The sequence below is a fragment of the Marinobacter sp. genome, from assembly GCF_033722195.1.
In the GTDB taxonomy this organism is placed as follows: Bacteria; Pseudomonadota; Gammaproteobacteria; order Pseudomonadales; family Oleiphilaceae; genus Marinobacter.
Genome location: NZ_JAWVZL010000015.1, coordinates 40,339 through 52,235 on the forward strand (window position 1 = coordinate 40,339; position 11,897 = coordinate 52,235).

11 protein-coding genes and 1 tRNA gene are annotated in these 11,897 nt (G+C 62.1%); 4 read left to right on the plus strand and 8 right to left on the minus strand.

What is annotated here, in order from left to right; all coding sequences use genetic code 11:
* Positions 1 to 139: 139 nt before the first annotated feature.
* Entirely contained in the window at positions 140 to 1,174 is a 1,035-nt protein-coding gene (locus R3280_RS04775; RefSeq protein WP_318997437.1) for a quinone-dependent dihydroorotate dehydrogenase, read from the minus strand.
* Positions 1,175 to 1,349: 175 nt separating this feature from the next.
* On the opposite strand from R3280_RS04775, the gene R3280_RS04780 reads away from it, so the two are divergent.
* Positions 1,350 to 1,544: a hypothetical protein gene (locus R3280_RS04780; protein WP_318997438.1), complete on the plus strand. Its 195-nt coding sequence runs from the start codon at positions 1,350 to 1,352 to the stop codon at positions 1,542 to 1,544.
* Between the two features lie 44 nt (positions 1,545 to 1,588).
* Here the strand turns inward: R3280_RS04780 and R3280_RS04785 are convergent, their stop codons facing one another.
* The gene (locus R3280_RS04785) at positions 1,589 to 3,094 is read right to left on the minus strand and encodes a RimK family protein (protein ID WP_318997439.1); all 1,506 of its coding nucleotides are present in this window, start codon (positions 3,092 to 3,094) and stop codon (positions 1,589 to 1,591) included.
* 215 nt (positions 3,095 to 3,309) lie between these two features.
* On the opposite strand from R3280_RS04785, the gene rimI reads away from it, so the two are divergent.
* Positions 3,310 to 4,422 carry a ribosomal protein S18-alanine N-acetyltransferase gene (rimI, locus tag R3280_RS04790; protein WP_318997440.1) on the plus strand — a complete coding sequence of 371 codons (1,113 nt, stop codon included), beginning with the start codon at positions 3,310 to 3,312 and terminating at the stop codon, positions 4,420 to 4,422.
* Between the two features lie 17 nt (positions 4,423 to 4,439).
* Here rimI and uvrB read toward each other — a convergent pair whose 3' ends face one another.
* On the minus strand, positions 4,440 to 6,464 hold the full coding sequence (gene uvrB, locus R3280_RS04795; protein WP_318997441.1) for an excinuclease ABC subunit UvrB: 2,025 nt from the start codon (positions 6,462 to 6,464) through the stop codon (positions 4,440 to 4,442).
* 166 nt (positions 6,465 to 6,630) lie between these two features.
* Here uvrB and R3280_RS04800 point away from each other — a divergent pair, with 166 nt between their 5' ends.
* Both R3280_RS04800 and R3280_RS04805 read left to right on the plus strand, forming a co-directional pair.
* On the plus strand, positions 6,631 to 7,821 hold the full coding sequence (locus tag R3280_RS04800) for a pyridoxal phosphate-dependent aminotransferase (protein WP_318997442.1): 1,191 nt from the start codon (positions 6,631 to 6,633) through the stop codon (positions 7,819 to 7,821).
* A 99-nt stretch (positions 7,822 to 7,920) separates the two neighbouring features.
* Positions 7,921 to 7,996, plus strand: a tRNA-Asn gene (locus R3280_RS04805).
* 59 nt (positions 7,997 to 8,055) lie between these two features.
* Here R3280_RS04805 and pyrF read toward each other — a convergent pair.
* The 5 genes from pyrF to R3280_RS04830 form a co-directional block, all read right to left on the minus strand.
* Positions 8,056 to 8,763 (minus strand): orotidine-5'-phosphate decarboxylase, encoded by a 708-nt coding sequence (gene pyrF / locus R3280_RS04810; RefSeq protein ID WP_413468740.1) that lies wholly within the window; start codon positions 8,761 to 8,763, stop codon positions 8,056 to 8,058.
* A 45-nt stretch (positions 8,764 to 8,808) separates the two neighbouring features.
* Positions 8,809 to 9,978 carry a lipopolysaccharide assembly protein LapB gene (lapB, locus tag R3280_RS04815; RefSeq protein ID WP_318997444.1) on the minus strand — a complete coding sequence of 390 codons (1,170 nt, stop codon included), beginning with the start codon at positions 9,976 to 9,978 and terminating at the stop codon, positions 8,809 to 8,811.
* A complete protein-coding gene (locus R3280_RS04820; protein WP_318997445.1) occupies positions 9,978 to 10,280 on the minus strand; it encodes a LapA family protein in 303 nt (100 codons plus the stop codon). Before R3280_RS04820 ends, lapB begins: the two co-directional genes overlap by 1 nt.
* A gap of 49 nt (positions 10,281 to 10,329) precedes the next feature.
* A complete protein-coding gene (locus tag R3280_RS04825) occupies positions 10,330 to 10,626 on the minus strand; it encodes an integration host factor subunit beta (protein WP_318997446.1) in 297 nt (98 codons plus the stop codon).
* A gap of 131 nt (positions 10,627 to 10,757) precedes the next feature.
* The coding region (locus tag R3280_RS04830) for a 30S ribosomal protein S1 (protein ID WP_318997447.1) at positions 10,758 to 11,897 on the minus strand (1,140 nt) is incomplete at its 5' end.

Sequence of the window (11,897 nt, forward strand, 5' to 3'; positions counted from 1 at the left end):
ATCGCTGACATCGGTTTCAGCGAACTCACTAACGGGTCCACCCGACCCGGCCCATAAGGAAATGCGCCACGGGGTTCTTTCCCCGTTCGGGCCCGCTCAGCGGGCCCTTCCTGTTTTTGGCGCTGCCCTTTCCCAGCCCTTAGTCCTGACGCCCCTTTTCAAGTTGCGCGATCGCCGCCACCGCCTCTCGAATCAGCGCTGGCCCCCGGTAGATAAAGCCGGTATACACCTGAACCAGTTTGGCGCCGGCCCGGATCTTCTCGGCGGCACTGGCGCCGTCACTGATGCCCCCCACCCCGATGATGGGCAGCGAGTCCCCCAGTTCCGCCGCCAGGGCCTGGATCACACGAACCGAGGGCGCCCGCACCGGGTCGCCACTGAGGCCGCCGGCTTCCTGTGCCTGCGGATGACCGGCCACTGCCTCCCGGCTGATGGTGGTGTTGGTGGCAATGACACCATCCATACCAGACTCCTTCAGCGCCCTGGCGACAAAGGCGATGGCGGCGTCGTCCATATCCGGCGCGATCTTGACGGCAACGGGCACGTAGCGCTTCTGCCGCTCCGCCTGCAGGGTCTGCTCGTCCTTGATGGCCGCAAGCAGCCGGGCCAGGGAATCACCGAACTGCAGGTCACGGAGCCCCGGGGTATTGGGGGAAGACACGTTGACGGTGATGTAGCTGGCGTTGCCGTAGACGGCAGCGATGCCGCGGCGATAGTCGGATTCGGCCTGGTCCACCGGCGTGACCGCATTCTTGCCCACGTTGATGCCCAGGATGCCGTCGTACTTCATGCCTTCGACACGGTCCAGCAGGTGCGGCAGGCCCTCGTTGTTGAAGCCCATGCGGTTGATCAGGGCCTTATGTTCCGGGAGCCGGAACATACGGGGCTTGGGATTGCCCGGCTGGGCCAGGGGTGTCACCGTGCCCACCTCGATAAAGCCAAAACCCAGGGAGGCCAAGGCATCCACATGGTCGGCGTTCTTGTCCAGCCCCGCAGCCAGCCCCACCGGATTGGGGAAACGCAAACCCATAACGTCCACCGGGTGGTCCGGTACGTTCGGCGACAGCGATTTCAGCAAGCCGGTCGCCTCCGCCAGATCCAGACACTTCAGGGTCAGGTCGTGGGCACGTTCCGGCGGCAGTCGGAAGAGCAGTGAACGCAGCAGGCCGTACATGAACAGATTCCTCAGAAAGCTCGGCGGTTTTCAGGCGCGCTTTTGACGCCCGCGCAACGGCTGCCGAGTATAACGGAAGTTGTCCACAGACGCTGTTACGACATCAAGATGACGGCTAAATGACTGTGCCGTGAAGACCTTGTGACCTTTTCCACGGAATCTGTGGATAACCCTGTTGAAAATCCCCGATTACAATTTGCAATCCCTTGGGAAACAAGCCGGCCTACAGATTGATCATTTTTTGATCAGTTTATTTTCTTATTTATTTCAACTACTTGCAAAAGCCTTTTCGCCTGAGGAACGCAAAGAGTGGCAAACAGGAAAATGTGAATCCGGCCTCACTCATGTGCATAAATCGCTTCAATATTGACCGCATTTGTGCTCAGGAGGAGGCTATGGACGCCCTTGGGTCTGTTATTTGCGCCGCTTCTCCTCCATGCGGGTGAGAAACTCCTGCATGATGAGGGTGTAGAGTTCACCACCGAGGAAGCGGTCCTCAACGTCCCCATCCACGTTGGGATTGTCGTTGACCTCGATCACCGCCACCCGGTTACCGGCCTGCTTGATGTCCACTCCATAGAGACCGTTGCCGATCAGCCGGGTGGAGTTCAGGGCCGCCTGAATAACATTGCGGGGTACTTCGTAGGTAGGCAGGGTTTCGAAACCGCCGCTGTCCACTTTCTGGTCGGCGCCATGCTGGTAGATCTGCCAGTGGTCCTTCACCATGTAGTACTTGCAGGCAAAAATGGCGCGGCCACCGAGGACCCCTATCCGCCAGTCGTAATCGGTGTAGAAGTACTCCTGGGCCAGCACCAATGCCGACTGCTTGAACAGGGTCTTGAGGGCCTCCCGCAGCTCCTTCTCGTTCTCCGCCCGGATCACCCCCCGGGAAAACGCGCCGTCGGGAATCTTCACCACCGCCGGCAGGCCCAGGTGCTCGATGACCTGCGCCACTGCATCTTTCTGGTCCTTGGACAGGATCAGGGTCTTGGGGGTCGGGATCTTGTTGTTCTTCAGCAGGTCTGCCAGGAACACCTTGTTGGTGCAGCGCAGGATGGACACCGGATCGTCGATAACCACCATGCCCTCGGCCTCGGCCTTGCGGGCGAAACGGTAGGTGTGATGATCAATGGCGGTGGTCTCCCTGATGAACAGGCCATCGTATTCCGGCAGCCGCATGTAGTCCCGCTTGGTGATGCGCTCCACGTTAATGCCCAGTTTCTTGCCGGCCTTCTCGAAGCACTCCAGGGCGTCGGCGTCACTGGGGGGCAGTTTTTCCTCGGGATTCACCAGCATGGCCAGGTCAAAGCGATAGCGCCTGCGGGAGCGCGGCTTGCGCCAGACGATGCTGGAAAAGCGATCCAGGGCGGCAGCAAAGGCGTCCTGCTCGGTATCGCTCAGGTCCGCCGGTGACGCCGGCTTCATGGACTCGATCTGCCAGGCCTTGTTGCGACGCTTGAACACCACCTCCAGAATCGGGCATGGAAAACGGTCAAACAGGGCCCGGGCCACGGGCTTGAGGGCGGCGTGCTCGGCCTGGCCGAAATAGGTCCGGATGCTGACTTCGTGGGTAGCGTCACGATCGTCCTCTCCCGGCTTGAGCGCCGCACCGGCGGCATCCAGCCACTCCAGCACACTGGCGTCCAGCTCTTCCAGCTCCAGCGAGAACAGGCCCTTGCGGCTGAGATCGTTCAGGGTAGTGACCGATGGCACCACGTTGTGACCCCGGGCTTCCGCCAGCAGCGAGCAATAATAGCCCCGGCTCAGGTAACGTGCGCTCTGGCAGAGATTGATGACCCTGACCCGTGCCGAGGCCGGCGCGGTGAATTGCAGGTACTGGTCAAAGGTGAGTACGTCTTCGCTGGGGTAGTATGGCGCCCAGTCCTTTGCCCGGTCTACAACGATCAGCAAACGTGACATCTACGGCAATCCTCCATGGGTGGTGCCTGAACCCACGCTCCCCCTTTTGAACCCGGAAAACGCGGAAAATGATAGAAACGCGACAATAGCGTCAGCCCCGCCCCGGCACAATAACGCAGAAGTGCGTGATTTTACGCATGATTGGGCGCTGTTCACTGGCCTGACTGTCTCTCATAATAGGGTTCATTTTCAATCCTGCCCAAGGCACTGGCTGTATGTCCGATTTTAGTTACCGTCTGGCGGTCATCTCAGACCTGGACGCCCTGGTTGCTCTGGAAAAGCGCTGCTTCAGCGAAGACCGGATTTCCCGGCGCAGTTTCCGCCGCTTTATCGAGGTGCCCCGGGACCGCCTGGTGGTGGCCTACCAGGGCGAGCAACTGCAGGGCTACTGCCTGGTGCTGATGCACGCCGCCACCCGGCTGGCCCGGATCTATTCCATCGCGGTGGCCCCGGAAACCCGGGGCCAGGGCCTGGGTGAGCATCTGGTGCGCGAGGCCGAGAAACACGCCGTGGCGGCAGGCCGGATCATCATGCGGCTGGAGGTGCGGGAAGACAACGCCGGTGCCATTGCCCTTTACCGGCGGCTGGGCTATCGCCAGTTCGGCACCTACCGGGACTATTACGAAGACCACGGCAACGCCCTGCGCTTCGAGCGCCGCATCCTGTTCTACGAGCCCCGGGGCCAGTTCCCTGCGGTGCCCTACTACCCCCAGACCACCGATTTCTCCTGTGGCCCGGCGGCCCTGCTGATGGCCATGGCGGCGCTGGACGATTCCATGTCGCTGACCACCCTGGATGAGCTGCGGATCTGGCGCGAGGCCACCACCATCTTCATGCTGGCTGGTCACGGCGGTTGTGGCCCCCACGGCCTGGCCCTGGCCGCCTGGAATCGGGGCTTTCACGCCTCCGCCTACGTCAGTCAGGAGGGCGCCCTGTTCAAGGACACGGTCCGCAACGACAACAAGAAACGGGTGCTGGAGCTGGTGCACGAAGGCTTTCTGCACGACATGGGTCAGACCGAGATCGAACTGCACCATGCCCCCCTCACCCTTGCACTGGTCGAGGATGCCTTCAAACAGGGCCGGGTGCCGGTGATCCTGATCAGCACCTGGCAGCTGAATCGCAGCCGGGTGCCCCACTGGGTGACGGTCTGCGGTATCGACAGCCAGTTCGTCTACCTGCATGACCCGGAGATCGACATCGCCGAGGGCGAGACGGTCGCCGACAAGCAGCACCTGCCGGTGGACCGTCGGGTGTTCGACCAGATGGCCCGCTATGGCAAGAACCAGCCGCTGCAGGCCGCGGTCATCGTAGGCCCGAAGCGCTAGCCTGAACGACCGCCCGGTCAGGCGGTCCGGATGGCGGCTTCCTTTAGAGTGGCAATCTGGTCCCGCAGGCGGGCAGCCTGTTCGAAATCCAGGTTGGCGGCGGCCTTGTACATGTCGTCTTCCAGCTTGTCGATGTCCTTGAGCAGTTCCTGGGGCGACCGGCCATGGGCCTCGCTCAGGTACTGCTCGGCTTCCTCCGCCGCCTTCTGACCGGGCCGCTCGGCGCGGCGCCGGCCACCGGCGCCACCCCTGGTGGCACCTTCCATGATGTCGGCCACCCTCTTGTTGAGACCGGTGGGGGTAATGCCGTGCTCCTCGTTGTGGGCGATCTGCTTGGCCCGGCGGCGTTCGGTCTCATCGATCGCCCGCTGCATGGATCCGGTTATCCGGTCGCCGTAAAGAATGGCCTTGCCGTTGACGTTACGGGCGGCCCGCCCGATGGTCTGGATCAGTGAGCGCTCAGAGCGCAGGAAGCCTTCCTTGTCGGCGTCCAGGATAGCCACCAAGGAAACCTCCGGCATATCCAGGCCCTCCCTCAGCAGGTTGATCCCCACCAGCACATCGAACACCCCCCGGCGCAGATCCCGGATGATCTCTACCCGCTCCACGGTGTCTATGTCCGAGTGCAGATAGCGCACCCGGATGTCGTGTTCCATCAGAAAGTCGGTGAGATCCTCCGCCATGCGTTTGGTCAGGGTAGTCACCAGCACCCGCTCATCGACGGCGGCACGCTTGCCGATTTCCGACAGCAGGTCGTCCACCTGCGTGGAGGCGGGCCGCACTTCCAGCTCCGGGTCCAGCAGGCCGGTGGGCCTTACCACCTGCTCCACCACCTGGCCGGCGTGACGGGCCTCATAGTCGCCCGGTGTGGCGGACACGAAGATCATCTGCGGCGCGATACGCTCCCATTCGTCGAACCGCATGGGCCGGTTGTCCAGCGCAGAGGGCAGCCGGAAGCCGTACTCCACCAGGGTTTCCTTGCGGGAGCGGTCGCCCTTGTACATGGCGCCGATCTGGGAAATGGTGACGTGGGACTCGCCCACCACCAGCAGGGCATTGGGCGGCAGGTAGTCGAACAGGGTCGGCGGCGGTTCCCCGGGAGCCCGTCCGGACAGGTAGCGGGAATAGTTCTCGATGCCGTTGCAGTAGCCCAGCTCCAGCATCATCTCGATGTCGTAGCGGGTGCGCTCCTCCAGGCGCTGGGCCTCCACCAGGCGGTTGTTGTCCCGAAGCACCTTGAGGCGCTCCTCCAACTCCAGCTTGATGTTCTCGATGGCGTCCAGCACCTTCTGGCGGGGCGTGACATAGTGGGATTTGGGGTAGATGGTCACCCGGGGCACCCGCCGGAACACCTCACCGGTGAGCGGATCGAAGTAGCTGAGGTTCTCCACCTCGTCGTCGAACAGCTCGATCCGCACCGCTTCTTTCTCCGATTCCGCCGGGAAGACGTCAATCACGTCGCCCCGCACACGGTAGTTGGCGCGGTGGAACTCGATGTCGTTGCGGGTGTACTGCAGCTCCGCCAGCCGCCGCAGGATGGCGCGCTGGTCGATCTTGTCGCCCCGGTCCAGGTGCAGCATCATCTTCAGGTAGGACTCGGGGTCTCCAAGACCGTAGATGGACGACACGGTCGCCACGATGATGGCGTCGGAGCGTTCCAGCAGGGCCTTGGTGGCGGACAGCCGCATCTGCTCGATGTGCTCATTGATGGAGGCGTCCTTCTCGATGAAGGTGTCCGACGAGGGCACATAGGCCTCGGGCTGGTAATAGTCGTAGTACGACACGAAGTACTCTACCGCGTTGTCGGGGAAGAACTCCTTGAACTCACCGTAAAGCTGGGCCGCCAGGGTCTTGTTGTGGGCCATGACGATGGTGGGCCGCTGGATCTCCTCCACCACGTTGGCAATGGTGAAGGTCTTGCCGGAGCCGGTAACCCCGAGCAGCGTCTGGTGCGCCAGCCCGGACTGGATACCGTCCACCAGACCGGCGATGGCCTTGGGCTGGTCGCCGGCGGGGCGGTAGGGCGAATCGACTTTGAACATGGGGTCTGGCGTCCTCCCGAGAGGGTTGGGGTTGGCTACAACCACCTTATCGTTGTGGCGGCTTCATGATAACATCTGTGCCATGACAGGCAGTGACGGATTGCCGTGGCAACACCGCCACTACGCCGGATTGGCCTCACCCGTCGCATCGTATAGGAGCGCAAGTTTGGACCTTCAACTTTCCAGCCGTGTACAGTCAATCAAGCCTTCACCCACCCTGGCCGTCACCAACAAGGCTGCGGAACTGCGGGCTGCCGGCCAGAACATCATCGGCCTGGGCGCCGGCGAGCCGGACTTTGACACCCCGGACCACATCAAGGACGCGGCGGTGGAGGCCATCAAGAAGGGTCAGACCAAATACACCGCGGTGGATGGTACGCCGGCGCTGAAGAAGGCGATCATCGGCAAGTTCAAACGGGACAACGGCCTGGATTACGAGCCCAACCAGATCCTGGTGTCCGGCGGCGGCAAGCAGAGTTTCTTCAACCTGGCGCTGGCCACCCTGAACGCCGGTGACGAGGCTATCATTCCGGCGCCTTACTGGGTGTCCTACCCGGACATGGTGCTGGTGGCCGAAGGCAAGCCGGTGATCATTGAAACCACGGCGGAAACCCGCTTCAAGATCACCCCGGAGCAGCTGGAAAAGGCCATCACCAGCCGCACCCGCCTGTTCGTCATCAACAGCCCCTCCAACCCCAGCGGCATGGCCTACTCCATGGAGGAGCTCAAGGGCCTGGCGGAAGTGCTCAAGCGCCATCCGGAGGTGATGATCGCCACCGACGACATGTATGAGCCAATCCTGTGGACCGGCCAGCCGTTCTGCAACATCCTCAATGCCGCCCCGGAGCTCTACGACCGCACCTTCGTCCTCAACGGCGTCTCCAAGGCCTACTCCATGACCGGCTGGCGCATCGGTTACGCCGCCGGCCCGGCCCGGGTCATTGGCGCCATGAAGAAGATCCAGTCCCAGAGCACCTCCAACGCCTCCTCCATCTCCCAGGCGGCGGCTCAGGCCGCGCTGGACGGCCCGCAGGAGTGCGTGGGCGAAATGGTCAAGGCCTTCAAAGAGCGCCACGACTACCTGGTGGCGGCCCTGAACGAGCTGCCCGGGGTGGAGTGCCTGTCCGGTGACGGTACCTTTTACGTCTTCCCCAGCTTCAAGGACGCCATCGAGGCCAAGCCCGGGGTGGACAACGACGTGGAGTTTGCCGAAGTACTCTTGCGTGAGGCCGGTGTCGCGCTGGTTCCGGGCTCCGCTTTCGGCGCCCCTGGCCATATGCGGCTGAGCTTCGCCACCAGCCTGGACACCCTGAAAGAAGCGATCAGCCGCCTCAAGAAGGCGCTGTCGGAAAGCTGACCCCCAGGGGTTGACGGGGCGCGGTGGCCACCGTAACATACGCGCCTCGTTGACACGCTGCCGCCACCGCAAGGACGGCACGAGCGCCCGCAACGATGTTCCCCGATAGCTCAGTTGGTAGAGCAACGGACTGTTAATCCGTTTGTCGCTGGTTCGAGCCCAGCTCGGGGAGCCACTATTCCGGAAGGCCGCTACCTGGCATCAGGCAGCGGCCTTTTTCGTTGAGGGGTCGCCTCAGCGACCGCCGATTTCCTTGTGAATCGCCGCCAGCGCCGCCATCGGGTCTTGCGCCTGGGTAATGGGACGACCGATGACCAGGTAATCGCTGCCCGCCGCCAGCGCCGCCGCCGGCGTCATGATCCGCTGCTGGTCGCCGGCACTGGCACTGGCCGGCCGGATGCCCGGCGTCACCAGCCGGAAACCACTGCCCTGCTCTCTCTTCAGCCGGCCCGCTTCCTGCGCCGAGCACACCACACCGTCGAGCCCGCAACGGGCGGTCAGCGCCGCCAGCCGGGCCACCTGATCCTCCGCCGTACCCTGCAGGCCGATGTCGGCAAACTCGGCGTCGGTCATGCTGGTAAGCACCGTGACCGCGATCAGCAGCGGGCGGTCGTCACCGTAGCTCTCCAGACGGCGCCGGCAGGCACTCATCATGGTCTCGCCACCGGAGGCGTGGACATTCACCATCCAGACCCCAAGGTCGGCAGCGGCGGCAACCGCAGCGGAGGTGGTGTTGGGAATATCGTGGAACTTGAGGTCCAGGAAAATCTGGAAGCCCCGGTTCTGAAGTTCACGCACCAGGGCCGGGCCACTGCGGGTGAACAGCTCCTTGCCTACCTTGAGCCGGCACTGCGAGGGGTCGAGACGGTCGGCCAGCGCCAGCGCCGGCTGCTCGGACGGGAAGTCGAGGGCAACGATGATGCGGGGGTCGTTGTTGGTGATCACGTGACAAACGTTTCCTGATAGCGATGAAAGAACCCGGGAGGCTTATTCGGCTTCGACGCCCTGAATCGGGCGAACCGTCTCCCACTGTTTGCAGCTGGGGCAGTGCCAGTGCAGTTGCTGTCCGCCAAAACCGCAGCTGACACAACGATAGACCGGGCGGTTGACCAGTAGCAGGTGGCCGATCCGGCTCACCAGCCGGCCCTCGTCGGTGGTCATGCCCTTCTCGTAACCGGCCATCTCCACCAACCGCAGCAGGCCGCGCACGCTGGGCCGGATTTCCAGTTCCGCCCGCAGCAGTTCGATGGCGGCCGGCCGGCCAGAGGCACGCTCCACCGATTCCACCAGCGCCAGAAGCAGACTGGTACTGGGCCAGGTCTGGTAAAGCTTGCGCAGCTTCCGAACCAGGCGGCTGATATCGCCGTGCTCGCGCTCCAGCCGCATCAGCCGGTCGACGGCCTCGGGCCCGAACTCCGGGTTCTGGTCGAACACTTTCAGCAGCGTGGTGACGGCGTCCCGGTAACTGCCCTGTCGGCGCTGCAGACTGGCCAGAATAAAGGTGGCCCGGACACAGTTGCGATCGCGCTCCAGCGCTTCCCGGGCCAGCTTCTGGGCGCCCCAGCGATCATCCTGGCGCAGCGCCTCGTCGGCCTTCTCGCAGGTCAGATAGGCCAGCTGGGTGTCCAGATTGGCATCGTCCGAGCCGCTTCTGAGGGTGCTGGCCACCCGGATCGCCTTGTCCCACTCGCGCTCCTGCTGGTACAGCTCGATCAGCTGGGAGGCGGCCTTGCGACCATAGTCCCGATCCCCCAGGAGCTGGTTGAACAGGGCCTCGGCCCGATCCAGCAGACCGGCGGCGAGGTAGTCCAGAGCCAGTTCGAAGGTGACCTGGGGCGAGAAGCGGGGCGGCAGCTCCGGCCGAGCCAGCAGGTTCTGGTGGATCAGGATGGCCCGGTCGCTCTCGCCCTTGAGCCGGAAATGGGCGCCGATGGACAGGTGCAGGCTGACGGTGTCCTTGGTGACCGCCAGGGACTGGACGAAATTCTCCACCGCCTGATCGGAATAATTTGTAAACAGGAACTGCAGGCGGTCGCGAACCGAGGCCTCATCGGAAATGACCGTGCCGGAGGTGGCCGACGAGCGTCCATAACGACCGACAAACCAGCCAGCAGCCACCGCTACGGTGACAAGCAGCCACTGAAACACAATATCCATCAGATCGTCCGGTCAGTAGGATTCCTGGATTTCTCCAACGCCTTTTCTGCCCGGTCGAGGCGCTTCTGGATATGACGCTTCGAGACCGACTGTCTCAGGGTTGCAAGCAAGGTAAGGAGGATGCCGACGACGGCGCCGACGACAAAGGCAAGAATGATCCAGATCGCCACGCCCCGGGGCGCGGTTTCAAACAGCAGGAAATCCAGTGGCACAGCCACCTGGTTGTTGAGGGAGAAGACCACCACAACAAGAATAAGAAACAGGACCAGCAGAATGAGCAGGATTTTCTTTATGCCGGCCATAAGCCAATGTGCTCCCTTAGTCACTCATGCTGATGAATCGGTGTTGCGGTCAAAAACCTTTCTTCATGCTGTCGTTCACCTGTTCCCGAAGTTCCTTGCCGGGCTTGAAATGGGGAACAAACTTGGCCGGTAACTGCACCGCTTCCCCGGTCTTGGGGTTGCGGCCGGTTCGGGCGGCACGATGATGCAGGGAAAAGCTGCCGAAGCCACGGATCTCTATGCGCTGGCCCTCAGCCAGAGACTGGGACATGTGCTCAATGATGGTCTTGACGGCCAGCTCGACATCTTTCACGGACAGTTGCGTCTGCTTTGACGCAATCAGTTCGACCAGTTCAGACTTCGTCATGAGGTTTGATCCTTTTTCGTTCTTATTGCAGTGCTGCAATGCAACGCCTTGTCCGTAGTTTAGCTAAACCCCAAAAAAAGACAAAAAAAACGGGCTGTTACAGCCCGTTTTTTTCCACCGTCGCGGACTTGTCAGTCCTTGTTGGCGTTTTGCTGCTGCATCTGCTCCTTGATCAGGTCACCGATGGTGGTGGCACCTGAGCTCTCGGAGGCTTTTTCACGCACATTCTGCAGCGCCTGCTTGTCATCTTCCACGTCCTTGGACTTGACGGACAGGTTGATGATGCGGTTCTTGCGGTCGATGCTGATGATCTTGGCTTCTACTTCGTCACCCTCGTTCAGCACGTTGCGGGCGTCTTCGACCCGGTCACGGCTGATTTCGGAGGCCTTCAGGACCGCTTCCACTTCGTCGTTCAGGGCAATGGTGGCTGCCTTGGCGTCGATGGAGGATACGGTGCCCTTGACGATGGAGCCCTTGTCGTTCAGCTGTACGAACTCGGCGAAGGGATCGCTCTCCAGCTGCTTGATGCCCAGGGAGATACGCTCACGCTCCGGGTCCACAGACAGGATAACGGTCTCGACTTCGTCGCCCTTCTTGTACTCACGAACGGCTTCCTCGCCAGTCTCGTTCCTGCTGATGTCAGACAGGTGCACCAGACCGTCGATGCCGCCGTCCAGACCAATGAAGATACCGAAATCGGTGATCGACTTGATCTTGCCGGAAATACGGTCGCCCTTGTTGAAGTTGCTGGAGAAATCTTCCCACGGGTTGGACACGCACTGCTTGATACCCAGGGAGATACGACGACGCTCCTCGTCGATGTCCAGAATCATCACTTCAACTTCGTCACCAACCTGCACCACCTTGGAGGGGTGGATGTTCTTGTTGGTCCAGTCCATCTCGGACACGTGTACCAGGCCCTCGACGCCCTCTTCCAGCTCCGCGAAGCAGCCGTAGTCGGTGAGGTTGGTCACGCGCGCCTTGACGCGGCTGCCCTCGGGGTAACGGGCCTTGATATCGACCCAGGGATCTTCGCCCAGCTGCTTCAGGCCCAGGGAGACGCGGTTGCGCTCACGGTCGAACTTCAGGACTTTGACCTGGATCTCGTCGCCCACATTCACGATTTCGCTCGGATGCTTGATGCGCTTCCAGGCCATGTCGGTGATGTGCAGCAGGCCGTCAACACCGCCCAGATCCACGAACGCGCCGTAGTCGGTCAGGTTCTTGACGATACCCTTGATTTCCAGACCTTCGGTCAGGGTCTCGAGCAG

What these genes read in the sequence shown, in the direction of transcription:
- rimI (WP_318997440.1), top strand. Translation starts at nt 3,310, where the DNA reads ATGTCCGATTTTAGTTACCGTCTGGCGGTCATCTCAGACCTGGACGCC.
- uvrB (WP_318997441.1), bottom strand. Translation starts at nt 6,464, where the DNA reads ATGTTCAAAGTCGATTCGCCCTACCGCCCCGCCGGCGACCAGCCCAAG.
- R3280_RS04825 (WP_318997446.1), bottom strand. Translation starts at nt 10,626, where the DNA reads ATGACGAAGTCTGAACTGGTCGAACTGATTGCGTCAAAGCAGACGCAA.
- R3280_RS04785 (WP_318997439.1), bottom strand. Translation starts at nt 3,094, where the DNA reads ATGTCACGTTTGCTGATCGTTGTAGACCGGGCAAAGGACTGGGCGCCA.
- lapB (WP_318997444.1), bottom strand. Translation starts at nt 9,978, where the DNA reads ATGGATATTGTGTTTCAGTGGCTGCTTGTCACCGTAGCGGTGGCTGCT.
- R3280_RS04820 (WP_318997445.1), bottom strand. Translation starts at nt 10,280, where the DNA reads ATGGCCGGCATAAAGAAAATCCTGCTCATTCTGCTGGTCCTGTTTCTT.
- R3280_RS04775 (WP_318997437.1), bottom strand. Translation starts at nt 1,174, where the DNA reads ATGTACGGCCTGCTGCGTTCACTGCTCTTCCGACTGCCGCCGGAACGT.